This is a genomic window from Mycolicibacterium duvalii (genome assembly GCF_010726645.1).
In the GTDB taxonomy this organism is placed as follows: domain Bacteria; phylum Actinomycetota; class Actinomycetes; order Mycobacteriales; family Mycobacteriaceae; genus Mycobacterium; species Mycobacterium duvalii.
Genome location: NZ_AP022563.1, coordinates 3,437,806 through 3,461,137, shown reverse-complemented (window position 1 = coordinate 3,461,137; position 23,332 = coordinate 3,437,806). Strand labels below are relative to the sequence as shown.

Here is a 23,332-nt window from a genome sequence, read left to right as displayed (position 1 = left end):
ACTTATAGGAGATAGTCGCAATGCCCAAGCCCACCAAGGGTCCTCGCCTCGGCGGATCGTCGTCGCACCAGAAGGCGCTGCTGGCCAACCTGGCTACCGCGCTGTTCGAGCACGGCCGCATCAAGACCACCGAGCCCAAGGCGCGAGCGTTGCGGCCGTACGCGGAGAAGCTGATCACCCATGCCAAGAAGGGCACGCTGCACAACCGGCGTGAGGTGATGAAGAAGATCCGCGACAAGGACGTCGTGCATGTCCTGTTCGCCGAGATCGGGCCGTTCTTCGCCGACCGCAACGGCGGCTACACCCGCATCATCAAAGTCGAGAACCGCAAGGGCGACAACGCTCCGATGGCGGTCATCGAGCTGGTGCGGGAGAAGACCGTGACCTCGGAGGCCGACCGGGCCCGCCGCGCTGCCGGCGCCCAGAAGGTCGCCGCCGCTGCCGCGCCGCAGGCCGCGGTGGAGCCGGAGGCGACCGAGGGGCCCGAGGCCGAGGAAGCGCAGGCGGTGGAGGAGACTCCGATCGCCGACGAGGCCGAGGTCGAGACCCCAGGTACCGTGTCCGAGGACGAGAAGGCTGACGACAAGTAGTCATCCCATGGACATGCCCGCCATCGACTCCGATGGCGGGCATGTTCGTTTACGGCTCGACATCGCCTACGACGGCACCGATTTCGCGGGTTGGGCCACCCAGGCCGGGCAGCGCACCGTCGCCGGCGTCATCGACGACGCGCTGACGACGATCTTCGGCTCGCCGGTGGTGACCCGGGCGGCGGGCCGGACCGACTCCGGCGTGCATGCCACCGGCCAGGTCGCGCATGTCGACGTGCCGGAACAGGCGCTGTCGCGGGCCTATCCGCGTACGGTCCGGCCAGGACAGACCGAGTTCGGGCCGCTGGTGCGGCGGCTGGGCCGGATGCTGGCCGAGGATGTGCGGGTCCTCCGGATCATCCGAGCCGCACCGGGGTTCGACGCCCGCTTCTCCGCGCTGCGCCGCCACTACGTGTACCGGTTGTCCACCGCGCCCTACGGTGTCGAACCGCAGGACGCCCGGTTCGCCACCCCGTGGCCACGCCCCGTGGACGTGGACGCGATGCACGCCGCGGGTCGACAGTTGTTGGGGTTGCGCGACTTCGCCGCGTTCTGCCGGCACCGGGCCGGCGCCACGACGATTCGGGAGCTGCAACGGCTGGACTGTGTGCGCGACGGGGACCGGATCGCGGTGTTCGTCAGCGCCGACGCGTTCTGCTGGAACATGGTGCGGTCCCTGGTGGGGGCGCTGCTGGCGGTCGGTGAACACCGCCGCGACGCCGCATGGCTGCAGCAGCTGCTGACCGCCAGCCGGCGCTCCAGCGACTTCGCCGCCGCACCGGCGCGGGGGCTGACGCTGATCGGTGTCGACTACCCGCCTGACGACCAACTCGGCGCGCGCATCGAGATCACCCGGGATCTGCGCAGCGCCGACGACCTGGGCTGAGGACTACAGTCTGGCCGCGACGAAGTCGGCCGCCTGGTTGACCATGCCGGCGTTGATGTATGCCGGTGCGAGATGGTCGGCCCAGTAGTCCCGCCAGTTGTTCGGGTCGGTGGGGTTACAGATCGGATCGTCGCCGTGGCACAACTCGATGGTGCGCTCGGCATACAGCGGGTTGAAGTTCGAGATCGGTCCGACCCAGGCGATCCCGTTGCCGAACAGCGCAACTGCGGCGATGTGCCGGTCGACCCCGGCGGGCAGCGGTCGCTTGAAGCCGAAGGCGGAGATCGGGACGGCCAGCACGACATCGGTGACGGCGGCGCCGAGGGAGTACCCGCCGAGCACCAGACGCGTATCGGGGCAGGTGTCGGCCATGTACTGGATGCGCCCACTCATGTCGTTGGCGCCCTGGTCGATTTCGGTGTCCGCCGGATAGTTCACCGCATACAGCCGGATGTTCTGGCCGGTTCGGTTGCGCAGCGCGGAGATCAGTGCGTTGCCGATCTGCCCGGCGCCCGGGGACTCGACACGTCCGCGAGCGAAGATCAGTTCGGCGTCCGGGCACGGTTGCGCCGACGCGATCGGCGCCGGCCCGACGAATGCGAGGACAGCCGTCACAAATGCGAGAACCACCGCAAGAGCCCGGCGCCGCTGGTGCTGTGGAAGAGTCACCTCGCCGATCATAGCGACAGCGCGACCGCGGCGTCCTGGTTCCGCGGCACCGGGCACGCCAAACACCGTGTCCGCCAGACGGTCAGACCCGGCCTGCGACGAAACCGGCGGCCTGGTCGACGAAGACCGGACCTTCGTAGTTGCGGTGGGCGAACGGGTTTCGGCCATCCGAGCAAATCGGGTCACCGTCGGCGCACAGGTCGATCGCTTTGCCCGCGAACGTACCGGTGGCCGAGATCGGATTGCCGAACTTCGTCGACGGATTACCGAACGCGGCCACTGCGGCCACGTTGCTGTTCAACCCGGAAGGCAGCGGCGGGGCCGAGGCGATGTTGCCGATGCGGTTGCCCAGCGGCGGCACCCCGGCGAGCATGTCCACCACGGCGGCGCCTTGCGAGTAACCACCCAGCACGATGCGGGTGCCGGGGCACTGTGCGGCCATCATCGAGATGCGCGCGGTGGCGTCGACGGCGCCACTGGCGGTATTGAGAAAGTCGTAGCTGGCGGGATAGTTCACGCCGTAGACACCGACCGTGCGGCCGCCGAGGCGGTTGCGCAGCGAATCCGCGAAGGCCTGACCGACCCGCCCCGGGCCCGGCGGCTCACCGGTGCCGCGGGCAAACACCACCTCGACGTCGGGGCACGGCTGGGCAGACGCAGGCGCGGGCAGGACGAGGGTGAGGGCGAGTGCCACGGGCACCGCCACAGCAGCGGCCGCCGTCGCGATCCGGCGGCGCAGTCGGTCGATGAGCACAAGACACCGTAACGTATAGGCGCGCTAAGCGAGCCCGGTCATGACGGATGCGGTGGCACCGGCGCCTCCGGCCAGGACACCTGGCGGTCGCCGAAGCGGGCCAGCGCCAGGCCGAGCAGGACGATGGCGCCGCCGACCGCCTGCGCCGGCGCGACCGCCTCGCCCAGCAACAGCCAGGCCGCAAGCACCGCGAACATCACCTCCGACAGTCCCACCAGCGACGCGAAGCGCGGCCGCAGGCGGGCCACCCCGACGATGCCGAGCGTGTAGGCGAGCGCGGTGGGGATCACCGCCAGCGCGATCACCGGCACCAGTGGCGACGTCGTCACCCCCGCGATGACGGTGTCCGACCAGGTGAAGGTCAGCGGCATCATCCCGGTCAGCCCCACCGCCGCCACGGCGGCGGCACCCACGATCAGACCGCCGGCCGCCAGCGTGATCGGATGCAGCGGGGTCCGGTCGGGATGGTGTGTTCCGGCGCGGTCGGACATCAGGAAGTAGCACGCCGCGCACACGGCGGCGGCCATTCCCCAGCCCACGCCGACGAGGTTGATCTGCGCTGCCGAGAAGCCGTCGGGCCCGAGCACCCCAAGCACCAGCGTGATGCCCACGATCGCGAGTGCCACCCCGCCCGAGGTCATCGCGGTCGGCCGCTGGCGGGTGGTGGCCCACAGCCAGGCGACGACCAGGATCGGCGCGGTGTATTCCAGCAGCAGCGCGACGCCGACGGAGAGGTGGGACACCGCGTTGAAGTAGAAGAACTGGGCGCCGGCGATCGGCACCAGGCCGTAGAGGGCGACCACGCGCAGGTGCGCGCGGGCCTCCTGCCACCAGGCGGGATACGCCAGCGTCGCGAACAACGCCATCACCAGCGCGCCGCCGGCCAGTCGGGCGGTCACCGCGGCGGTCGGGCTCCACCCCGCCACCATCAGCGCTTTGCCGAACGGGCCCGAACAACCGAATGCGAACGCCGAGCCGATCGCGAAGAGCAGGCCCGACCGAAACCGGTCGGCGCCGGTATGCGGCGTCGACACCGCCGTCCGCAACGCAGACATCATCCACCTCCGGACGCAGCACGCGAGTGTCATGAGTAAAATGCGATTCGGTAGTGACACTACCGCCGAGCATCGTCAGGGGTCAAATGCTTTTCAGTCATGACACCGAGCTCACCCTGCGGGCTGTCAGTGAGCTGGTCAACAGCGACCGGGCAGACGGGGAGCAGCTCGTCGACCTGCCCGCACTGGACGCCTATCTGGACCGCCACGGCTGGACCGGCCGGCGCGACCGCGACGTCGCCGAGTTGGCTGCGGTGCGACGACTGCGGGAGCGGCTGGGCCGGATCTGGGCCGCCGCCGGCGACGAGGTCGACGCGGTCGCTCAGGTCAACGCGCTGCTGTCGGACACCCGCGCGTCGCCCTGGCTGACCCGCCATCCCGAGATGCCGGAATGGCATCTGCACATGGCGTCGGTGGACGACCCGCTGTGGCAACGGATGGGTGCCGAGATGGCGATGGCGCTGGCCGACCTGTCCCGCAACCGGTCGGGGAAATTCTGCGACACCGGAAACTGCGCCAACCGCCAGCACGTCGCCGCCTACCGGGAGCGCCGCGCCAAGAAGTGAAATCCACTGGCCCGGAGGCCGGTTAGGCTGGGACAGGGGGGCGATGGCTGAGCAGAGCACACGCCTGCAGGTCAGCGGGCACCGGTTCCTGGCACGTCGGATGCAGCACGCACTGGTCCGGGCCGATGTCCGGATGATCGACGATCCGCTGCGTGCGCAAGCTCTTTCGCTGACCGGCGGAACGGTGGCGGCACTGATCGCGGTGGCGGTCTGCGCGGTACTGGCGCTGCTCGGGCCCGCAGGTGGCATCGGCGGCGCACCGATCGTCGTGGTGCCCCAGACCGGGGCGCTGTACGTGACGGTCGAGGACACCCTGCACCCGGTGCCCAACCTGGCCTCGGCGCGGTTGGTCACCGGCAGCGCGGGGGATCCGAAGCCTGTTTCGCAACGGGCCGTCGACTCCGCCCCGCGTGGTCCGGCACTGGGCATTCCCGGTGCTCCGGCCCATCTCGCGCCGCCGCTCTCTCCGGAGGAGTCGGACTGGACGGTCTGCGACGACCGACGCGGCGACACCATCGTGGGCGTCGGCACGCCGGAGGGCCCCGACGCTGCGCCGGGCCGGCACGCGCTGGTCGCGGTGCGCGGAAATCCTGCTGCGACCTACCTACTGCACGACGGGTGGCGTTCCCGCGTGGACTTGCGTCATCCGGCGGTGGTTCGCGCTCTCGAACTCGACGGTTTTGTCCCGCAGATGGTTTCGCAGCTGCTGCTGGCTGCGGTGCCGGAGGCGGCGCCGATCGCGCCGCCGCAGATACCTGCCGTCGGCACACCCGGACCACCGGCGCTCGGCGGGCTGCCGGTGGGTGCGGTGTTCGCGGTGGACGTGTCCGTCGGCCGGCAGGATCGGTACGTGGTGCTCACCGACGGGGTGCAGCGCATCGGCCAGGTGGCTGCCGACCTGATCCGCTACACGGACGCCCGTGTCGGGGACCGGATGCCCGTCCTCGCGCCGGATATCGTCGGCCCACTTCCGATCCGGACCAGCCTTGCGGTCGGGACCTTTCCCGACCGCGGCGGCATCGAGCCTGCCCCGGTGCTGTGTGCCCGGTGGCATGCCGACCCCGCCGTCGGCACCTCGCACAGCACCTTGATGTTCGCCGATGCGCTGCCCTCGGCGTGGACCTCGCGCCGGTTGGCGCAGGCCGACGGCGACGGTCCGGCGGTCGACGCCGTGGCGATCCCGTCCGGTCGCAGCGTCGACGTCCGCAGCGTCGGTCTGACCGGCGCCGGTATCGGGTCCCGGTTTCTGGTCACTGACTCGGGCATGGCGTTCGGTATCGGCGACGACGACGCCGCACAGCGGCTGGGGTTGTCTGGGCCGGCAGTGCCGGCGCCGTGGCCGGTGCTCTCGGCGCTGCCCCGCGGGCCCGAATTGAACCGCAGCGCAGCGTCAGTCGCCCGCGACGGGGCCCCGTGACCGGCCCAGCGCCGCGGCGACCACCGCGACCCCGCCGATCAGGCCCAGGCAGATCAACGCGGCCCGCACCGCAGCGCGGCTGCCGCCCGCTCCGGGTGCCGACGGCTGCGGCGGCGCAAGCGTCGGCCTGGCCGTCGGCGGCACCGCCGCGGCAGCGACCGATGGTCCCGATACCGCGGCGAGGACGTCGACCACACCATGGCCGACCGTCGGATTCCACCCCTCCGGCGGGTGCAGCGCGGAGTCCTCGATCCGGGCCATCACCTGGCGTGCCGTCAAGGCCGGAAACCGGGCGCGCACGAGCGCCGCGACTCCGCTGACCACCGGTGCCGCGTAGCTGGTCCCCGACAGGGGGTCGTCGTGGGCCGACCTGTCGACCAGGCCGTCGGCGGCGGCCGCCAGCGACACCACGTGCTCGCCCGGCGCGGCCACGTCGACCCACGGCCCGGCGAGGCTGAACGCCGAAGGCGCGCCGTCGGCGTCGACGGAACCCACGGTCAAGACGTAGTCGTCGTACCAGGCCGGGCTGACGACCACCGCGACGTCGGCCGCGGCGGCGCTGTCTCCAGGGTTGGCCTCCGGGCACTGGCCCGGTCCGCCGACGTTGCCGGCCGCGCTGACCACCACCACGTTTTTCACGTCCACCGCGTAGGCCAGTGCGGCACCCAGTGCCCGGTCGTCGAGGTCGGCGGTGGCCGGGAGACAGGCCACCGAGGAGATGTTGATAACCCCGGCGCCGAAGTCCGCGGCGAAGCGCACAGCCGCCGCGAGGGTGTCGACGTCGCCCACACCCGCCTGGGCGGCATCGGTGGCGACTCGGAACTTGTTGCTGGACTGCCGGATCGCCAGGATCGACGCGTCCGGCGCGATGCCGGTGAACCCGGTCGGCGCGGCCGTGTCGGGCTGGGCGGCGATGATGCCCGCCACCACTGTGCCGTGACCGTCGCAGTCGGCGGTGCCGTCCTGGGTCGAGACGTAGTCGCCGCCCGGTATCAGGTGCGGCAGGCGCCGGTGCCGGGCGACACCGGTGTCGATGACCGCCACCGTCTGCCCGGCGCCGCGAGTCAGCGCCCACACACTGTCGAGGTCTAAGCGCGGCGCGGATTCCGCTGCGCCGAGACCGGCATGGCCGTCGACACAGTCGCCGTGGCGCAGCGTCGGTGCGGGCGGTGCGGGTGGCGCCGCCGGTGGAAGGAGACTGTCGTCGACCGCCGGCGGGGCGGCGGCCACGGTCGGCGCGGTGACCGCGGCCAGGACCGTCAGCGCGGCCAGCGCGCGCACAGCGCTCATGGCAGACCGAGGCCGCGGGCCCAGCCGTACACGCCCGCGGTCCACAACGCGAACGGAACCACCGCGGCGACCGCGGCGTACTCGACCACCTGAAGGGCTTGGCGCGCCACAGGATTGCGCTGACCGCCCCCGCCCCGACGGTACGCCGCGGCCACGCCGGCGGTCGCCGCGACAGCGCACAGCCACGCCGCGGCGGCGGGATAGGTCACGGTGGCACCGATGAACGCGGCGCCGAATCCCACGGCGCCGGCGGTGCGCAGGGCGACGCGCCGGGCCGGATCGGCGTGACCATGCGCTCGCAACAGCAACGCCAGGCCGACCATCGCTGCCAGCGCAAGCGCGGTGCCGCCGGCAGGCGTCCTGCCCACGACGGCGGCGACCGCGCCCAGCGCGGCAGCGGCGGCCCACCCCACCGTCAGCCCGGTCAGCACCCGTTGTGCGGCTGCTGCCCGGTCCGCGGTGACGGTCGGACGCGACGGCGACAGCCCGCCGAGGCCGACGACGATCCTGGCGGCGGCGGTCAGGGCCGCCACGCTGACCGTGGCCAGCGCGGCGCCGCCGGCCTCGACCGGCAGTCGTGCGGCCGCGCTCACCGCGCCGGCCACCACGACGGCTCCCGCCGCGGCGGCGATCGCGGTGTGGGCGATGGCGACGTGCGCGACCGGACCCATCGCGTGCCGCAGCAGCAGCGACATCGCGCACCCTGCTGCGGCGGCGACCGTCGCCCCGAACTGCCATAGCGCCCCGGGAGACGCGAGATACCCGGTCACAGCGGCCAGCAGCGCGGCGCCCACGCTGAACGTGGCCGGCAGCGGGCAGCGGCGGTCGGCCAGCACGACAGTCGCCGCGGCCGCCGACAGTGCCGCCGCGACCCACAGACCGGGTTCCGGGCGGCCGGACCCCACGAGCACCGTGATCAGCACCGCGACGACCAGCAGGCCCACGCCCTCCCGCACCGCCGGGCCCGCCGACGCCGAATGGGTACGGGCGCAGTCGGCGACCACCGACGCGGCGTCGACGGGGACGAGGCGCGGGGCCGGCGCGCCGACCGCGTCCAGCAGCAGGATGTCGCCGTCGCCGACACCGTTGTCCCGCAGCGTTTTCGAGGTGTCCAGCAGGCCTCCGGTCGAGCGGCTCACGTGCCAGCGCCGCGGACTCGCCGTTGCGGCGGCGCCGATCACGACGTCGACCAGGTCGGGCACAACCGTACCGACGGGGCAGTCGGCGGCGACCGTGACGTCGACAACCGGTGAATCCGACCGCGGCGCGACGACGGTCAGCCGCAACTGCGAATCACGCATGAGAGCAACGTAACTGGGCGGCCACCCGCCGGGTGGCGGCAATCTGCCGGGCTGTGGATAAAGCGCGGAGGGAACCACGTGGGCCCTGTGGTGCGTCTACTCAGACGATGAGTTCTGTCAGCGCACCCGCCCGGGTCGTGCTCGACGCGCCGCCCGAGGTGCCCGAGTCCGCCCCCGCCGCGCCGATGGCCCGGTTGATGCCCGTGGTGATGCTCCTCGCGATGCTGGGCATGGGGGCGTGGTACCTGAGCAACGGCGGGCCGCGGCAACCGGCGGGGCTGTTCTTCCCGGCGATGATGCTGTTCTCGGTCATCGGCTCACTGGTCTACGGGACCCGCGCCACGGGCCGCAGCGGGCAGCTCAACCAGCGTCGCGCCGAGTATCTGCGCTATCTGGCCGGGGTCGAGCGCACGCTGTTGGCCGCCGCGGACGCGCACCACCGGTGGCTGCACACCCGGCACCCGGATCCGGCCGCGCTGTGGATGTCGGCCGGCGAGTTCCGCAAAAGCGACGACAGCCAGTTCTGCCGTGTCCGGATCGGGCTCGGACGCGGCGCCTCGGCGACGCAGGTGGTCGCGCCGACGCTGCCGCCCGACGAGGTCGCCGACCCGGTCACGCTGACCGCGGTCCGCCGCCTCGTGCAGTCCTACAGCGTCCTCGACGACGTGCCCGTCACCGTCGATCTCCGCGCCACCCGGGAGATCCGGGTGACCGGGGATCCCGGCCGCTGCCGCGCGCTGGTCCGCGCGATGCTCGGCCAACTCGCGGCACACCACCATCCGGATGAGCTGGGTCTGGCGGTCCGCGCGGGACCCACGGCGCAGCCGTTCTGGGACTGGGTGAAATGGCTGCCCCACCAGCACAGCGCGCCGGCAGTGCACCGCGTGGTGGTGGTCGACGGGACACCCACACCGCCGCCGGACGAACGGGCCACGGTGATCACGCTCGTCGCCGAGGTATCCGGGGCGCCCGTCGGCGTGGTCGCTGACGGCGACCCCGTCGAGGCGCACCACGATGTCATGACCGAGATCGACGCCGCCGCGTGCGCGCGACGGCTGGCGCGCTTCGCCGGCGCCGGGACCGTCGCGACGTCCACACCCGGGGACTGGCTGGGGCTGTCCGGCATCGATGACCTCGACACCGTCGACGCCGCCGAGTACCGGCGCGCCCGCGGCCGGCGGGACCTGCTACGGGTGCCGATCGGCGTGGCCGAGAACGGAGACGTCGTCTGTCTCGACATCAAGGAGGCCGCCGCGGGCGGCATGGGACCCCACGGCCTCTGCGTGGGTGCGACGGGGTCGGGCAAGTCGGAGTTCCTCCGCACCTTGACCCTGGGCATGATCGCCGCGCACGCGCCCGAGGAATTGAACCTGGTGCTTGTCGATTTCAAGGGCGGCGCCACCTTCCTGGGTTTCGAGCACGCGAAACATGTTGCGGCGGTGATCACCAACCTCGCCGACGAGGCCGCGTTGGTCGCGCGGATGCGCGACGCGCTGTCCGGCGAGGTCACCCGCCGCCAGGAACTTCTGCGTGCAGCCGGCAACCTGGCCGATCTGGACGCCTACCGCACCGCCCGAGCTCAGCGCCGTCTGCCGCCGCTGCCGTCGCTGTTCGTCGTCGTCGACGAGTTCTCCGAACTTCTCAGCCAGCACCCCGATTTCGCCGACCTGTTCGTGGTCATCGGTCGGTTGGGCCGGTCCCTGGGCGTCCATCTGCTCTTGGCCAGCCAGCGCCTCGACGAGGGCAGACTCCGCGGGTTGGAGACCCACCTGTCCTACCGGGTCTGCCTGAAGACGTTCTCGGCCGGCGACTCGCGGGCCGTGCTGGGCGTGCCCGACGCCTACCACCTGCCCACCCAGCCCGGCGCGGCGTACCTGAAGACGACGTCGGGGACGATGACCCGCGTGCAGACCGCGTTCGTCTCCGGTGGATACCGCCCGACATCGTCGGTGGTCACCGACGCGTCCCGCGCCGCGGTGCAGCTGTACACCCGGAACTCGGGCACGTCGCCCCCCGGCCCGGCCGGTGCGGCGCGCCAACCGTTGCTGGCGGCGGTGCTGCGGCGGTTCGCCGACACCGGAGCATCCGCGCACCCGGTGTGGTTGCCGCCGTTGTCCGGTTCGCCACGCCTGGGTTCGCTGCTCGACACCGCGGTGCCACTGCGGGTTCCGATCGGCCTGGTCGACCGTCCCTACGAGCAACGGTATGAGCCGCTGATCGTCGACTTCTCCGGCCCGGCAGGTCATCTGGTGGTCGTCGGCGGCCCGCAAGCCGGCAAGTCGACCACGCTGTGCAGCGTGATCAGCGCTCTCGCGGCCACCTCCGATGCGTCGGCGGTGCAGTTCTACTGTCTGGACTTCGGCGGCGGAGCGCTGAGCAGACTGGGCGGACTGCCGCATGTCGGGTCGGTCGCCGGCCGCCGTGACACCGAGTTGTGCCGTCGTACCGTGGCCACTGTCGAGTCATTACTCCGGTTGCGTGAGGCGGCGTTTCGCCGGCTGGGGGTGAGCAGCCTGGCCGACTACCGGGCGGCCGAGACCGATGGCTACGGCGAAGTGTTCCTCGTCGTCGACGGCTGGTCGGCCGCCCGGCAGGAGTTCGACGCTCTCGAGGCGGCGGTCACCGCGCTGGCCGCCCAGGGCCTGGGCTATGGAATACACGTGCTGCTCGCCGCGTCGCGGTGGGCGGACCTTCGGCCGGCGCTGAAGGACCAGATCGGCACCAGAATCGAGCTGCGACTGGGGGATCCGGCCGAATCGGAGATGGATCGACGCCGCGCCCGTGAGGTCGCCGCGATGCCGCCCGGGCGGGGTCTGACCCGAACCGGACACCAGTTCGCGATCGCCACGCCCGACGGCGTCACACCGCGCCATGATCCAGGTGCACCCGTGGCCCCGGCCGTCGAACTGCTCCCGGACCGGATCGACCTGCGGACACTGCCGGAGCCCGGACCTGCCGGTGCGGTGGTGCTGGGGGTGGGGGAGGACGCTCTGCAGCCGGTCTGGCTCGACCTGAATGAACACCCGCATCTCCTGGTGCTCGGCGACGCGGAATGCGGCAAGACCGCGCTGTTGCGGGCCGTGTGCACCCAACTGGCCGGCACCTACGCCGCAACCCAGCTGCAGCTCGACATCGTCGACTACCGCCGGACGCTGCTGGGTGTCGTCGAATCCGCCCATCTGGGCGGCTATTCGGCGTCCGCTGTCGCGCTGAGCGCGCGGATGGTGACACTGCAACAGCAGCTGACCGCCCGCCTGCCCGGTGAGCGCGTCACCCAGCAGCAACTGCGTGACCGGTCGTGGTGGGACGGCCCCGAGATCTACCTGGTGGTCGACGATTACGATCTGGTGGCCGGCGCGACCGGCAATCCGCTGACCGCCCTGGCCGACTTCCTGCCGCACGCCAAGGATCTCGGCCTGCACGTCGTCGTGGCCCGCCGGGCCGGGGGTGCCGCCCGGGCCATGTTCGACCCGGTGCTGGCTCGGTTGCGCGACATGGGCTGCAGCGGTCTGGTGATGAGCGCCGGCTCCGACGAAGGCGCCGTGTTCGGCGGCATCCGGCCCGGCCCGTTGCCGCCCGGGCGGGCGACGCTGGCGGTGCGGGGCCGGCGTGCCGAACTGGTCCAGGTGGGCTGGGTAGACCCCCCATGACGGGGGCGGTGGTGGAGGCCGGTCCGTGCACGGTGCGCGGCCCGCGGCGCCCGCCCGCGGAGTGGGTCGCCGCCGCGCTCGACGGCATCGACGACGCGTTCGTCCTCCGTGACGACGGGCCGGTGCCGACCGGGGACCTGTGGCGCGATGTGCTGGACGCGGCGATCGGCGATCACCCCGGCCCGGTGGCCCTGGTACTGCCCACCTGGTGGTCGGACAGGCGCGTCGCGACCGTCACCCGCGCCATGCACCGCTGCCGCCCCGATGCCACGGTGCATCGACGCTCTGCGCTGCTGTCGGCGGGCACCGATGCGACGGTCCTCGAGGTCGCCGACGACTTCGTGCTGACCGGACCCGACAGCGCGCAACCGCTGGTGCTCGACCGTCATACGCTGGACCTCACTGCTCATCTCGGCGCCGTCGGCGAGGTGCTGATCGATCTCCCCGACGCCGTGTCGCCGCTGCCCGCCGACGTGCTGGGGGAGCTGCGGGCCCTCGGTATACAGGTCAATCATGCGGCGCGACAACGGTTGTCCCGCGCGCTGCCGAAGCCCGACCGGCAGCCGAGCAAACCGTCTCGATCGGTGCGCCGGTACACCGCCATCGCCGCTACGGCCGCGGCCGCACTCGCGGTGGGGTGGCTCGCGCACGGGGTCGCCCCGCCCGCGCCCGACGACGTGCTGGTGGTCGAGGGACGCGTGGGGGTGCGCGTGCCTGCGCACTGGACGACGCAACGCATCACCGCCGGACCCGGCTCGGCCAGGGTGCGGGTGGCCGCTCCGTCGGGTTCCGCCGCGGTGCACTTCACCCAGTCGCGGCTCGCGGCACCGGAATCGCTGTCCGGCCTCGCCGTGAGGCTGCGCGGAGCCGTTGCCGCGGAGACGCCGGGCGTCTTCGTCGACTTCGACCCTGCCGGCCGGGTCGGGACGCGGGCCGCGGTGACCTACCGCGAGGTGCGGCCGGGCAGTCAGACCCGGTGGGCGGTCGTCGTCGACGGCACCACCAGCATCGCCGTCGGTTGCCAGAGCAGCCCTGCGGACGCCGACGCATTCGCGGAGATCTGCACGCGGGCCGTCGAATCGGCACACGAGATCACGTGATGGGAACCGGATGGGCCCACCCGGCGTCCTATCTACAGATCGTCCGCAATGACCAGAGAGGACCTGCCGATGTCGACACCCGCCATGCCCCCACCCACCGGATCGACGGCGCTGACCACCGACCTCGAGCTGATGGTGGCCATCGCCGGCAAGACCGATGCCCGCAACGAGGAGCTGCGTGCCATGCTGGGATCCTTCATCACCGCGATGAGCAGCGTGCCCGCATCGGTGTGGGGAGGTGTCGCCGCGGCCCGGTTCCGTGAGGTCGTCGAGCGTTGGAACGGCGAGTCGGTGAGGCTCCATGCGGCGCTGGCCCGCATCGCCGAAACCATCCGCGACAACGAGCGGATCCTGCGCGAGGTCGCCGAAACCCATTCGCAGCGCATCGGTTCCGTCGCTGCAGCGCTGTAGGAAGGGGAACGTTGATGGATGCCACGCTGTCCTATGACTTCGGCGAGATCGAGTACACGGTCCGTCAGGAAATCCACACGACCGCGGCCCGGTTCAACGCGGCGCTGGACGATCTGCGCGCCCAGATCGCGCCGCTGCAGGCGACCTGGACCCGGGACGCTGCCGAGGCCTACCGGATCGAGCAGTCCCGTTGGGAGCAGGCGGCCGCCGCGCTGAACGACATTCTCGTCAGCCTCGGCAATGCGGTGCGCGAGGGTGCCGACGACGTGGCGGCCACCGACCGCGCGGCCGCCCGAGCCTGGGGTGTCTGACGCACCCCTCCAGGATCTGCGCGGCCCCGGACCGGAGGGGAGCCGGCCGGGGCCGCGCGGTACCTTCGCCGAATGTGAGTAAGGCGGGAATGCGACGCGCTGACCAGCGCCTGCGCATGCGGGAATGCGAGTTGTCAACGCCGGTAACTGGTTCGACGATGAAGGCATGAATTACCGGACCTACGCTGAGTTCCTGCCCGCCGGCTACCTCGACGGTGTGCGAGCGCCGGCGAGCACGTGGTGGCGCTGGCGCGACCATCGCGTCCACGTGGCCCGCGCGGTGGTGCCGACGGCCGCGGTTCGGGTGCTGGTGATTCACGGGGGCGGCGGGTACAGCGGGGCGCTCTGGCCGTTCGCCGCCGTCGCCGCCGGCCAGGCAGTTGATGTGCTGGCACCGGATCTGCCGCTGTACGGCGACACCGAAGTCGCCGACCCGGCCGGTGTCCGCTACGGCGACTGGGTCGACTTGCTGGCGGATCTGGTCCGGGCCGAACGTGCCGCCGACCCGCGGCCCCTGATCGCGTTCGGAGCCAGCATGGGCGGCATGCTCGCCTACGAGATCGCCGCGCGCACCGGCGCGGTGGACGCCGTGGTGGCGACGTGCCTGCTGGATATGGCCGACCCGGCCGCGCGGGCCGCGGCCACCCGGTACGCCTGGCTGGGGCGACCGGCGCCGGCGGTGCTGAACGCGGCCGAACCCCTCTTCGGCCGGGTCCGGATCCCGATCCGGTGGGTGGCCGACATGAACAAGATGAGCCGCGATCGCAGGCTCTCGCGGCTGTGTGCCTCCGATCCGCGCGGCGGCGGCGTCAGCGTTCCGCTGGGATTTCTGTCCAGCTGGATGGCGTTCGTCCACACCCGGCCGGAGCACTACACCGGGGCGCCGGTCACGCTGGTGGCGCCGGCCGCCGACGCGTGGACGCCGCCGGAGCTCAGTATCGGTTTCCTGCAACGGATCACCGCGCGCGCCGAGGTGGTGCTGCTGGAACGCTGCGGACACTTCCCAATCGAGGAACCCGGCCTCACACAGCTCCGCGACGCGATGGCCACGGTGCTCAGCCGGGTGGGGGCGCCAACAGACTGACCGTCCGGGTCAGCGTGTCCACGTCGAACCCGTGCCGGGTCATGACGCGATGCAGCTGCGCGTCGACGGTGTGCACCACCGTGCGTGCCGTCAGCTCCGGGTCCTCGCCGCCGCGGTCACACCGCTTCAGGTGAAACGCCACCTCATCGCAGATGCGATCCTCCAGCGCCTGCAGCTCGGTGAGCTCGGCGGGGTCCGCGGGCATCATCCGGTGCAGCAGCGCGTGCAGTCGGGGCCGGTCGCGGTGCACGTCGACGACTGCGTCGAGCAGGGTGCGCATCGTCTCCTCGAACGGTGCGTCCTGCTCGCGGAGTCGGTCGAATACCTCGGTGAGCCGGCGGTCGGCGTCCCGCACGTGCCGGTGTGCCACCGCACGCAGCAGCGCGACCTTATCCGGAAAGTACTGGTAGAGCGTCCCGATCGACAACCCGGCGCGTGCGGCGATGCGGTTGGTGGTCGCGGTCATCCCCTCCCGCGAGAACACCTGCGCGGCAGCCTCCACCAGAGTGTCCACCGTGTCGCGGGACCGGCGCTGGCGTGGGGTTCGGCGGGGCTCGTTGATGGTCACAGTGTGCGCGTAAGTTGAGTGACGTACAACACACTGGTTCTCGGCACAGAGCAGGAGACTCGTCATGACCGTGTACGCCCGCCCCGGCACCGACGGTTCGTTGATGTCGTTCAAGGATCGCTATGACAATTTCATCGGGGGTCAGTGGGTGCCGCCGGCTGCGGGGCGTTATTTCGACAACCCGACGCCGGTGACGGGGCAGCCGTTCTGTGCGGTGGCCCGCTCGGATGAGACCGATATCGAGAAGGCGCTCGACGCCGCGCATGCGGCCGCGCCGGCGTGGGGGAGGACCACTGCCGCGGAGCGGGCGGTGATTTTGAACAGGATCGCCGATCGTATCGAGGCCAACCTGGAGTCGATCGCGGTGGCCGAGTCGTGGGACAACGGCAAGCCGATCCGCGAGACGCTCAACGCCGACATCCCGTTGGCGGTGGATCATTTCCGGTATTTCGCCGCCGCGATCCGCGCCCAGGAGGGCTCGATCAGTGAGATCGATGCCGACACCGTGGCGTATCACTTCCAGGAGCCGCTCGGGGTGGTCGGGCAGATCATTCCGTGGAATTTCCCGATCCTGATGGCGACGTGGAAGCTGGCGCCGGCGCTGGCGGCGGGCAATGCGGTGGTGCTCAAGCCGGCCGAGCAGACCCCGGCCTCGATCCTGTATCTGATGGAGCTCATCGGGGATCTGCTGCCCGACGGGGTGGTCAATGTGGTCAACGGTTTCGGTGTGGAGGCGGGCAAGCCGCTGGCGTCGAGCAAGCGGATCGCCAAGATCGCGTTCACCGGGGAGACCTCTACGGGCCGGTTGATCATGGGCTACGCGGCGCAGAACCTGATCCCGGTCACCCTGGAGCTCGGCGGCAAGAGCCCCAACATCTTCTTCAACGATGTGCTGGCCGCGCAGGACAGCTTCCAGGACAAGGCGCTGGAGGGGTTCACGATGTTCGCGCTCAATCAGGGGGAGGTGTGTACCTGTCCGTCGCGGTCGTTGATCCAGGCCGACATCTTCGACGAGTTCCTGGCGTTGGCCGCGATCCGCACCAAGGCGGTCCGTCAGGGTGACCCGCTGGATTCGGAGACGATGATCGGCGCGCAGGCCTCCACCGAACAGCTCGACAAGATCCTGTCCTACATCGAGATCGGCAGGAACGAGGGCGCCCAGGTGGTCACCGGTGGGGAGCGGGCGCAACTCGGCGGGGACCTCAACGGCGGCTATTACGTCGCGCCGACGATCTTCACCGGCAACAACGCGATGCGGGTGTTCCAGGAGGAGATCTTCGGCCCGGTGGTGGCGGTGACGTCGTTCGCCGATTACGACGAGGCCATCAGCATCGCCAACGACACCCTCTACGGACTGGGGGCGGGAGTGTGGAGTCGGGACGGTAACACCGCCTATCGCGCCGGGCGCGACATCAAGGCCGGCCGGGTGTGGACCAACTGCTACCACCAGTACCCCGCGCACGCCGCCTTCGGTGGCTACAAGCAGTCCGGCGTGGGCCGGGAGAACCACAAGATGATGCTCGACCACTACCAACAGACCAAGAACCTGTTGGTCAGCTACAGCGACCACGCCCAGGGCTTCTTCTAGAGCCGGTCCGGCCGGGGCCGGGAAGAGCGTTTTGACCTGCGCGGACGGCCGCCTGTAAGCTGCGTCGTTGGCGTGCGTTGCCTGCCGGAACCTCGGGTCCCTGCCGGTCGCCGAGGCACTTTCTTCGAAGCGCACGCCGGACCGGCACCCGGGTCACCGGGATCCACCCCAGAAGATATGAGAGGTATGCGCTGTGCCTACGTACACGCCGAAGGCAGGTGACACCACGCGTTCGTGGTACGTCATCGATGCCACCGACGTGGTGCTCGGCCGGCTCGCCGTAGCAGCTGCCAATCTGCTGCGCGGCAAGCACAAGCCGACATTCACGCCGAACGTCGACGGTGGCGATTTCGTCATCGTCATCAACGCCGACAAGATCGCCATCAGCGGCAACAAGGCGGACCGGACCTTTTTCTACCGCCACTCGGGCTACCCCGGCGGCCTGCGTAGGCGCTCCCTCGGCGAGATGATGGAGAAGCGTCCCGACCGTGTGGTCGAGAAGGCGATCCTCGGCATGCTGCCGAAGAACAAGCTGGGCCGTCAGGTGCAGAAGAAGCTGCGGGTCTACGCCGGTCCCGAGCATCCGCACACCGCTCAGCAGCCGATTCCTTACGAGATCAAGCAGGTGGCCCAGTGACTGAAGCCAACTTCGCCGACACCGACACCGACACCGACGCCGGAGCTGTCGAGACCGACGTCGCCTTTGAGGCCGAGACCCGCGAACCGGTGCTGATCGACCGTCCGATCCAGACGGTCGGCCGCCGCAAGGAAGCCGTCGTCCGTGTCCGGCTGGTGCCGGGCACCGGACAGTTCCACCTCGACGGGCGCACTCTGGAGAACTACTTCCCGAACAAGGTGCACCAGCAGCTGATCAAGGCGCCGCTGGTGACGGTGGATCGGCTCGAGCAGTTCGACATCTACGCCCACCTCGACGGGGGCGGCCCCTCCGGCCAGGCCGGAGCGCTGCGTCTGGCGATCGCCCGCGCCCTCATTCTGGTGCAGCCGGAGGACCGGCCCGCGCTGAAGAAGGCCGGCTTCCTGACCCGTGACCCGCGTGCCATCGAGCGCAAGAAGTACGGCCTGAAGAAGGCCCGCAAGGCGCCGCAGTACAGCAAGCGCTGATCGACTTCCGTCGCACGGCCTGGCGCCCGGCTCTCCGCATCGCGGGGCGCCGGGCGTCAGTCCCTTCGGGATGCGGGCGGTGAGTCGTTTCCGGCGGTCGTGGGTATCCCTGGCCTCGTTACCGAAGGGAGTTGTCGATGCCTGAGTTCGTCACATACGCCAGAATCACCGCCGCCGGTGCGGCGGCCGGCGGAATGCTGCTCACCGCCGGGATGGGGATCGCCCACGGTCAACCTGACGACGCGTCCACCAGTGCCGATGGGCTGGTGACGGTGCTGGTCGGAGGGGAGATCGCCGTCGACAGTGCATCGCCGGAGGCCGCCGCGGCGACGGTCACCGGGGTCTGCGGCGGTGATCCTGCCGAGGTCACCGCGTTGGCCCGGACCGTCGACGCCGACGGCACGCAGCAGACCGTTTGCGCCGGCACCCCGCGGGGCGACGTGCTGATCGTGCAGAACGCCGCGCGGGAAGCCACCTCGGCGCCGGCCCCGCCCGCCGAAGAGGCGCCGTCGGTCTCCGGTCAAGGGGAGAGCGAGGAAGGCGAAGCGCCGGCCGTGCCGGGTGAAGGCGAGGCCGGGGAGTCCTTCAACACGGAGGGCTGACCCCCTGTCACGTGCCCGTATCGATCCGGCCACGGCCTGAGGCGCCGGGCGATCGGTTAGGTATGCCGGCAGAAGGTGTGAGAAGTTGTCAGCATGGCTCGACTCTTCGGCACCGACGGGGTGCGCGGGGTCGCCAACCAGGACCTGACCGCCGAGTTGGCGATGGCGTTGGGGACTGCGGCGGCCCAGCGCCTCAGCAGGATCGGTGGCTCGCACCGCCGCGTGGCGGTGATCGGGCGAGATCCCCGCGCCAGCGGTGAGATGCTGGAGGCGGCGGTCATCGCCGGGATCGCCAGCGAGGGCGTCGACGCGCTGCGGGTCGGGGTGTTGCCCACCCCGGCCGTCGCGTACCTGACCCAGGCCTACGACGCCGACTTCGGCGTCATGATCTCGGCCTCGCACAACCCGATGCCCGACAACGGCATCAAGATCTTCGGTCCGGGCGGACACAAGCTCGACGACGACACCGAGGACCGCATCGAGGAACTGGTGCATCAGGGTCCGGGCCAACGTCCCACAGGCGCCGGGATCGGCCGCGTCGTCACCGCCCCGGACGCGCTGGAACGCTACCTGCGCCACGTCGGGAAGGCCGCCACCAGCCGCCTGGAGGCATTGACGGTGGTCGTCGACTGCGCGCACGGCGCGGCCTCCGATGCGGCGCCCCGGGCCTACCGCGCCGCCGGGGCCAACGTGATCCCGATCCACGCCGAGCCCGACGGGCTGAACATCAACGACGGGTGCGGCTCCACCCACATGGATGCGCTGCGGTCGGCCGTGGTGAGCTACGGCGCCGACCTGGGCCTGGCGCACGACGGCGACGCCGACCGCTGCCTGGCCGTCGACGCACAGGGGCGGGTCATCGACGGGGACGCGATCATGGTGGTGCTCGCGCTCGCGATGCAGGAGTCCGGCGAGCTGGCCTCCGACACGCTCGTCGCGACGGTGATGAGCAACATGGGGCTGCACCTGGCGATGCGGTCGGCGGGTATCGAGGTCCGCACGACCGGGGTCGGCGACCGCTACGTCCTCGAAGAACTGCGCGCCGGCCGATTCGCGCTGGGTGGAGAGCAGTCCGGGCACATCGTGCTGCCCGGCTTCGGTACCACCGGCGACGGCATCGTCACCGGCCTGCGCCTGATGGCGCGGATGGCCGAGACCCGGCGCACCCTCGCCGACCTGGCCGCCCCGATGCAGACCCTGCCGCAGGTGCTGATCAACGTCGCGGTCGCCGACAAGGCCACCGTCGCCGACGCGCCGTCGGTGCGCGATGCGGTGGCCGCGGTCGAAGCCGAACTCGGCGACACCGGGCGGATCCTGTTGCGCCCGTCCGGCACCGAACAGGTGGTCCGGGTCATGGTCGAGGCCGCAGACGAGGACACCGCGCGGCAGATGGCCGTGCGGGTCGCCGAGTCGGTCAGCGCCGAGGGCTGATCCCGCGGGAACCGTGCCCGCCTGCGTGACGTCCAACCAGATATGGGGACTTCGGAGGCGGCACATGTCGATGCCGCGGCGGTGCGGGCGGTCGCGCGCGAGTATGACGTGGCGTCCACGCTGATCGACACAGTGCTGCGCAACCAGCTGAGCACGTTGGGCTTCGGCGGTGCGACGGCTGGGCGCGCCTACCTCGCCCAGGGCGAGCAGTTGCAGGCCGCGGTCGAGACTCTTTCGACGGCGCTGCGGCAATGGTCGCGCGCCGCGGCCGAGATCGCGGCGGTGCTGCGGGCCGGTGCCGACCGCTATCACGACGCCGACCTCCGCGCCGCCCAGCGGGTGCGGTGATGGACGAAAACCCCTCTGTCGCAGCGCGCTTGGCCGACGGCCAGACCGCAGTGCAGCGTCTGCAGGAGTACGTGTGGGCCTGCCGCCAGGTCGGCTATGGCCATGGCGACCTGACCCTGCATGCCGGCCAGCTTCGCGACTGGTACGGCAGCGAGGACGGGATGGACCTCGAGGTGCTGCGGCGCGACGGCGCCGCGTTGGCCGTGGCAGCCTCGGTGTGCCAGGACGCGCTCGGCGTGCAGCAGCGGCAGGTCGACGCGCTGGCGGCAGCCTGGTCGGGGCCAGGGGCCCGGGCGTGCCAAGAGTTCCTGCGCCGGCATGGCGACGCATCGGCGGGCGTCGCGTCGGCCGTCCGCGTCGCCGCCGACGCGGTGACCGAAGCCGCGGACCGGCTGTGGCAGCTCGTCGATGCCAAGGTGGCGGCCGTCGTCGAGATCGAGGACAGAACCGCGCCCGTCCGAGCCGACTGGCTGGCCGCCGCCGCGACGCTGTCGAGCGGCGCGGGGGACCGGGCAGCGGCCAGTGAGCTGGTCGACCGGGACGTGAAGCCGTTCGTGGACGACACTGTTCGGACCGAGTGGCTGACCCTGATGACCGACACGATGGCCGGGGTTGCTGATGTGTATCGCAACGCCGCAGCGGAGGTGGCGGCCGAACCGGCGCCCGTCTTCGCTGTGCCGGGCGAGCTCGGCCCGGTGCATCCGGGAACGGGCGTCTTCGCCGAAGCAGAAGGACGCGAGCCGGCGCCGATCGCGGCTCCGCAGGCCCCCGTGGCACCGACGGTGCCGACGGCGTGGAGCGCCCCTGTGCCTGCGCCTACGCTGTCCGCCGCGCCGCTGTCCGCCGTGCCGCCGGCCGCGCCGGTGCCCGAAGCAGCCCCGCCCCCGGCCCTCTCGGCTCCGGCAGTGCCCTCGTCCCCGGCTATGCCGGGCCCTCCCGCCGACATCGGTGCCGGCGGTCTGAGCGGCTTCGGCGGGCTGGGCGGTCTGGGGCAGCAGTTCACCGACACGTTGCGCGGTCTGCTGGGCGGCGGCGCCGACGGCTTCGAACCGCCCGAACTCGAATCCGTCGCGAAACTCGACGAACCTGACCCGCTTGACGAACCTGACGAGCTCGACGCGCCCGACGAACCTGACGAGCCCGATGAACCTGACGAGCCCGACGAACCTGACGCCGACGACGACACTGCCGGCGAGAACGAGGAAGTGCCCGAGGCCGACACCCTCGTCGCCGACGCGCCCGATGATTGCGCACCCCCGGTGGAGGATCCAGATGCGGCGCCGACCGCGACGCCTGCGCCGGAGCCGGTGATCGAACCGCTGCCCCCGCCTCCGGCGGAGCCGGTGGCCGACGAGCAGACCCCATGTGCGATCGCCGAAGGCGAGGTGCCGCAGGTCGGTGACCCGTCGGGGTGAGGCGCGAAGACTATCCGCGGGCCAGGTGCCGGCTGATCACCAATCGCTGAATCTGGTTGGTGCCCTCGAAGATCTGCATGATCTTGGCTTCGCGCATGTACCGCTCGACTCGGTAGTCGCGGGTGTAACCGGCGCCTCCCAACACCTGCACCGCGTCGGTCGTGACCTTCATCGCGGCGTCGGTCGCGATCAGCTTGGCCACCGACGCATGCCGGGAGTAGTCCATCCCGGCGTCGCGTCGCCGGGCGGCATCCAGGTAGGTGGCGCGCGCGGAGTCGACGGCGGCGGCCATGTCGGCGAGCAGGAACGCCAGCCCCTGGTGGTCGATGATCTTGCGGCCGAACGTGGTTCGCTCGCCGCTGTAGGCCACCGCTTCGTCGAGGGCGGCCTGCGCCAGTCCGACCGCGACCGCGGCGATGCCCAGCCGTCCGGAATCCAGTGCGCTGAAGGCGATCTGGAGACCCTGTCCCTCGGCGCCGATGCGGCGCCCGGCGTCGACGGCCGCATTGTCGTAATGCGCGGCCGTGGTCGGTACGGCGTGCAGGCCCATCTTCTCCTCCGGCTTGCCGAAGCTCAGACCGGGAGTGTCTCGGGGAACCAGGAAGCAGGAGATGCCTTGCGACCCTTCGCCGGTACGCGCGAACAGGTTGTAGAAGTCGGCAATGCCGCCGTGGGTGATCCAGGCCTTGGCGCCGGTGATGCGATAGCCGTCGTCGGTGGGGACTGCCCTGCACGTCAACGCTGCGGCATCGGAGCCCGCCTGCGGCTCCGAGAGGCTGTAGGCGCCGATGGTCGACCCACCGAGCATCTCGGGCAGCCACCGGCTGCGCTGCTCGTCGGTGCCGAACACCATCAGCGGGTGGCAGGACAGGCTGTGCACGCTGACCGCGACCGCGACGGCCGCCCAACGCGCGGCGATCTCCTCGAGCACCTGCAGGTAGACCTCGTAGGGCTGCCCGCCGCCGCCCCATTCCTCGGGGTAGGGCAGGGACAGCAGTCCCGCCTCGCCCAGGGTGGCGAACACGCCGTCGGGGTAGGACTCCTCCTTCTCGTGCCGGTCGACGATCGGCGCGAGCACCTTGTCGGAGATGTCGCGCGCGAGGCCGATGAGCTCACGCGCGTCATCAGTGGGGAGGAGGCGGTCCACGGGCATACTCCGGACAGTACTACAGGA

At 71.2% G+C, this 23,332-nt stretch carries 23 protein-coding genes; 16 read left to right on the top strand and 7 right to left on the bottom strand.

Features of this window, described 5'->3' with window-relative positions; all coding sequences use genetic code 11:
* Nucleotides 1–20: 20 nt before the first annotated feature.
* Together rplQ and truA are read left to right on the top strand one after the other, a co-directional pair.
* Nucleotides 21–590 (top strand): 50S ribosomal protein L17, encoded by a 570-nt coding sequence (gene rplQ, locus G6N31_RS16325; protein ID WP_098004198.1) that lies wholly within the window; start codon nt 21–23, stop codon nt 588–590.
* 7 nt (nt 591–597) lie between these two features.
* A complete protein-coding gene (gene truA / locus G6N31_RS16320) occupies nt 598–1,476 on the top strand; it encodes a tRNA pseudouridine(38-40) synthase TruA (protein ID WP_098004197.1) in 879 nt (292 codons plus the stop codon).
* Nucleotides 1,477–1,479: 3 nt separating this feature from the next.
* On the opposite strand, the gene G6N31_RS16315 is transcribed toward truA, so the two are convergent.
* From G6N31_RS16315 to G6N31_RS16305, 3 genes are all read right to left on the bottom strand, one after another.
* Nucleotides 1,480–2,157, bottom strand: a complete 678-nt coding sequence (locus tag G6N31_RS16315) for a cutinase family protein (RefSeq protein ID WP_098004196.1) — start codon at nt 2,155–2,157, stop codon at nt 1,480–1,482.
* Nucleotides 2,158–2,227: 70 nt separating this feature from the next.
* Nucleotides 2,228–2,899: a cutinase family protein gene (locus tag G6N31_RS16310; RefSeq protein WP_098004195.1), complete on the bottom strand. Its 672-nt coding sequence runs from the start codon at nt 2,897–2,899 to the stop codon at nt 2,228–2,230.
* A gap of 38 nt (nt 2,900–2,937) precedes the next feature.
* On the bottom strand, nt 2,938–3,954 hold the full coding sequence (locus G6N31_RS16305; RefSeq protein ID WP_098004223.1) for an EamA family transporter: 1,017 nt from the start codon (nt 3,952–3,954) through the stop codon (nt 2,938–2,940).
* A gap of 86 nt (nt 3,955–4,040) precedes the next feature.
* Here G6N31_RS16305 and G6N31_RS16300 point away from each other — a divergent pair, with 86 nt between their 5' ends.
* Both G6N31_RS16300 and eccB read left to right on the top strand, forming a co-directional pair.
* Complete coding sequence (locus G6N31_RS16300) at nt 4,041–4,520, top strand: CGNR zinc finger domain-containing protein (protein WP_098004194.1); 480 nt, start codon at nt 4,041–4,043, stop codon at nt 4,518–4,520.
* A 43-nt stretch (nt 4,521–4,563) separates the two neighbouring features.
* Nucleotides 4,564–5,937, top strand: coding sequence for a type VII secretion protein EccB (eccB, locus tag G6N31_RS16295; protein ID WP_098004193.1), 1,374 nt, complete (start codon nt 4,564–4,566; stop codon nt 5,935–5,937).
* On the opposite strand, the gene mycP is transcribed toward eccB, so the two are convergent.
* The gene (gene mycP, locus G6N31_RS16290; protein ID WP_098004192.1) at nt 5,911–7,227 is read right to left on the bottom strand and encodes a type VII secretion-associated serine protease mycosin; all 1,317 of its coding nucleotides are present in this window, start codon (nt 7,225–7,227) and stop codon (nt 5,911–5,913) included. The genes eccB and mycP overlap by 27 nt on opposite strands.
* On the bottom strand, nt 7,224–8,528 hold the full coding sequence (eccD, locus tag G6N31_RS16285; protein WP_098004191.1) for a type VII secretion integral membrane protein EccD: 1,305 nt from the start codon (nt 8,526–8,528) through the stop codon (nt 7,224–7,226). The genes mycP and eccD overlap by 4 nt, the downstream gene beginning before the upstream one ends.
* A gap of 107 nt (nt 8,529–8,635) precedes the next feature.
* Here eccD and eccCa point away from each other — a divergent pair, with 107 nt between their 5' ends.
* The 5 genes from eccCa to G6N31_RS16260 all read left to right on the top strand — a co-directional run bounded on the left by eccCa (nt 8,636) and on the right by G6N31_RS16260 (nt 15,084).
* Entirely contained in the window at nt 8,636–12,178 is a 3,543-nt protein-coding gene (gene eccCa / locus G6N31_RS16280; protein WP_098004190.1) for a type VII secretion protein EccCa, read from the top strand.
* Nucleotides 12,175–13,278, top strand: coding sequence for a type VII secretion-associated protein (locus G6N31_RS16275; protein WP_098004189.1), 1,104 nt, complete (start codon nt 12,175–12,177; stop codon nt 13,276–13,278). The genes eccCa and G6N31_RS16275 overlap by 4 nt, the downstream gene beginning before the upstream one ends.
* An 84-nt stretch (nt 13,279–13,362) precedes the next feature.
* Nucleotides 13,363–13,689, top strand: coding sequence for a WXG100 family type VII secretion target (locus tag G6N31_RS16270; RefSeq protein ID WP_098004222.1), 327 nt, complete (start codon nt 13,363–13,365; stop codon nt 13,687–13,689).
* A gap of 14 nt (nt 13,690–13,703) precedes the next feature.
* Complete coding sequence (locus G6N31_RS16265) at nt 13,704–14,000, top strand: WXG100 family type VII secretion target (RefSeq protein WP_098004188.1); 297 nt, start codon at nt 13,704–13,706, stop codon at nt 13,998–14,000.
* 166 nt (nt 14,001–14,166) lie between these two features.
* Nucleotides 14,167–15,084: an alpha/beta hydrolase gene (locus tag G6N31_RS16260; RefSeq protein ID WP_098004220.1), complete on the top strand. Its 918-nt coding sequence runs from the start codon at nt 14,167–14,169 to the stop codon at nt 15,082–15,084.
* Here G6N31_RS16260 and G6N31_RS16255 read toward each other — a convergent pair.
* Nucleotides 15,056–15,598: a TetR/AcrR family transcriptional regulator gene (locus tag G6N31_RS16255; protein ID WP_234815370.1), complete on the bottom strand. Its 543-nt coding sequence runs from the start codon at nt 15,596–15,598 to the stop codon at nt 15,056–15,058. The genes G6N31_RS16260 and G6N31_RS16255 overlap by 29 nt on opposite strands.
* A gap of 118 nt (nt 15,599–15,716) precedes the next feature.
* Between G6N31_RS16255 and exaC the strand changes: the two genes are divergently transcribed.
* The 7 genes from exaC to G6N31_RS16220 all read left to right on the top strand — a co-directional run bounded on the left by exaC (nt 15,717) and on the right by G6N31_RS16220 (nt 22,158).
* A complete protein-coding gene (gene exaC, locus G6N31_RS16250; RefSeq protein WP_098004187.1) occupies nt 15,717–17,240 on the top strand; it encodes an acetaldehyde dehydrogenase ExaC in 1,524 nt (507 codons plus the stop codon).
* Between the two features lie 193 nt (nt 17,241–17,433).
* Entirely contained in the window at nt 17,434–17,877 is a 444-nt protein-coding gene (gene rplM, locus G6N31_RS16245; RefSeq protein WP_098004186.1) for a 50S ribosomal protein L13, read from the top strand.
* Nucleotides 17,878–17,966: 89 nt separating this feature from the next.
* A complete protein-coding gene (gene rpsI, locus G6N31_RS16240; protein ID WP_234815369.1) occupies nt 17,967–18,362 on the top strand; it encodes a 30S ribosomal protein S9 in 396 nt (131 codons plus the stop codon).
* A 137-nt stretch (nt 18,363–18,499) separates the two neighbouring features.
* Nucleotides 18,500–18,964 carry a hypothetical protein gene (locus G6N31_RS16235; RefSeq protein WP_098004184.1) on the top strand — a complete coding sequence of 155 codons (465 nt, stop codon included), beginning with the start codon at nt 18,500–18,502 and terminating at the stop codon, nt 18,962–18,964.
* Between the two features lie 93 nt (nt 18,965–19,057).
* A complete protein-coding gene (glmM, locus tag G6N31_RS16230) occupies nt 19,058–20,395 on the top strand; it encodes a phosphoglucosamine mutase (protein WP_098004183.1) in 1,338 nt (445 codons plus the stop codon).
* A gap of 42 nt (nt 20,396–20,437) precedes the next feature.
* Nucleotides 20,438–20,743: a type VII secretion target gene (locus G6N31_RS16225; protein ID WP_098004182.1), complete on the top strand. Its 306-nt coding sequence runs from the start codon at nt 20,438–20,440 to the stop codon at nt 20,741–20,743.
* Nucleotides 20,743–22,158 carry a hypothetical protein gene (locus G6N31_RS16220; protein ID WP_098004181.1) on the top strand — a complete coding sequence of 472 codons (1,416 nt, stop codon included), beginning with the start codon at nt 20,743–20,745 and terminating at the stop codon, nt 22,156–22,158. Before G6N31_RS16225 ends, G6N31_RS16220 begins: the two co-directional genes overlap by 1 nt.
* 10 nt (nt 22,159–22,168) lie before the next feature.
* On the opposite strand, the gene G6N31_RS16215 is transcribed toward G6N31_RS16220, so the two are convergent.
* Nucleotides 22,169–23,311: an acyl-CoA dehydrogenase family protein gene (locus G6N31_RS16215; protein ID WP_098004180.1), complete on the bottom strand. Its 1,143-nt coding sequence runs from the start codon at nt 23,309–23,311 to the stop codon at nt 22,169–22,171.
* Nucleotides 23,312–23,332: the final 21 nt, after the last annotated feature.

What these genes read in the sequence shown, in the direction of transcription:
- G6N31_RS16270 (WP_098004222.1), top strand. Translation starts at nt 13,363, where the DNA reads ATGCCCCCACCCACCGGATCGACGGCGCTGACCACCGACCTCGAGCTG.
- G6N31_RS16300 (WP_098004194.1), top strand. Translation starts at nt 4,041, where the DNA reads ATGCTTTTCAGTCATGACACCGAGCTCACCCTGCGGGCTGTCAGTGAG.
- exaC (WP_098004187.1), top strand. Translation starts at nt 15,717, where the DNA reads ATGACCGTGTACGCCCGCCCCGGCACCGACGGTTCGTTGATGTCGTTC.
- G6N31_RS16235 (WP_098004184.1), top strand. Translation starts at nt 18,500, where the DNA reads ATGCCTGAGTTCGTCACATACGCCAGAATCACCGCCGCCGGTGCGGCG.
- G6N31_RS16215 (WP_098004180.1), bottom strand. Translation starts at nt 23,311, where the DNA reads ATGCCCGTGGACCGCCTCCTCCCCACTGATGACGCGCGTGAGCTCATC.
- eccD (WP_098004191.1), bottom strand. Translation starts at nt 8,528, where the DNA reads ATGCGTGATTCGCAGTTGCGGCTGACCGTCGTCGCGCCGCGGTCGGAT.
- mycP (WP_098004192.1), bottom strand. Translation starts at nt 7,227, where the DNA reads ATGAGCGCTGTGCGCGCGCTGGCCGCGCTGACGGTCCTGGCCGCGGTC.
- truA (WP_098004197.1), top strand. Translation starts at nt 598, where the DNA reads ATGGACATGCCCGCCATCGACTCCGATGGCGGGCATGTTCGTTTACGG.
- G6N31_RS16260 (WP_098004220.1), top strand. Translation starts at nt 14,167, where the DNA reads ATGAATTACCGGACCTACGCTGAGTTCCTGCCCGCCGGCTACCTCGAC.
- G6N31_RS16305 (WP_098004223.1), bottom strand. Translation starts at nt 3,954, where the DNA reads ATGTCTGCGTTGCGGACGGCGGTGTCGACGCCGCATACCGGCGCCGAC.
- eccB (WP_098004193.1), top strand. Translation starts at nt 4,564, where the DNA reads ATGGCTGAGCAGAGCACACGCCTGCAGGTCAGCGGGCACCGGTTCCTG.
- G6N31_RS16225 (WP_098004182.1), top strand. Translation starts at nt 20,438, where the DNA reads ATGGGGACTTCGGAGGCGGCACATGTCGATGCCGCGGCGGTGCGGGCG.
- G6N31_RS16275 (WP_098004189.1), top strand. Translation starts at nt 12,175, where the DNA reads ATGACGGGGGCGGTGGTGGAGGCCGGTCCGTGCACGGTGCGCGGCCCG.
- G6N31_RS16265 (WP_098004188.1), top strand. Translation starts at nt 13,704, where the DNA reads ATGGATGCCACGCTGTCCTATGACTTCGGCGAGATCGAGTACACGGTC.
- rplQ (WP_098004198.1), top strand. Translation starts at nt 21, where the DNA reads ATGCCCAAGCCCACCAAGGGTCCTCGCCTCGGCGGATCGTCGTCGCAC.
- eccCa (WP_098004190.1), top strand. Translation starts at nt 8,636, where the DNA reads ATGAGTTCTGTCAGCGCACCCGCCCGGGTCGTGCTCGACGCGCCGCCC.
- G6N31_RS16315 (WP_098004196.1), bottom strand. Translation starts at nt 2,157, where the DNA reads ATGATCGGCGAGGTGACTCTTCCACAGCACCAGCGGCGCCGGGCTCTT.
- glmM (WP_098004183.1), top strand. Translation starts at nt 19,058, where the DNA reads ATGGCTCGACTCTTCGGCACCGACGGGGTGCGCGGGGTCGCCAACCAG.
- G6N31_RS16220 (WP_098004181.1), top strand. Translation starts at nt 20,743, where the DNA reads ATGGACGAAAACCCCTCTGTCGCAGCGCGCTTGGCCGACGGCCAGACC.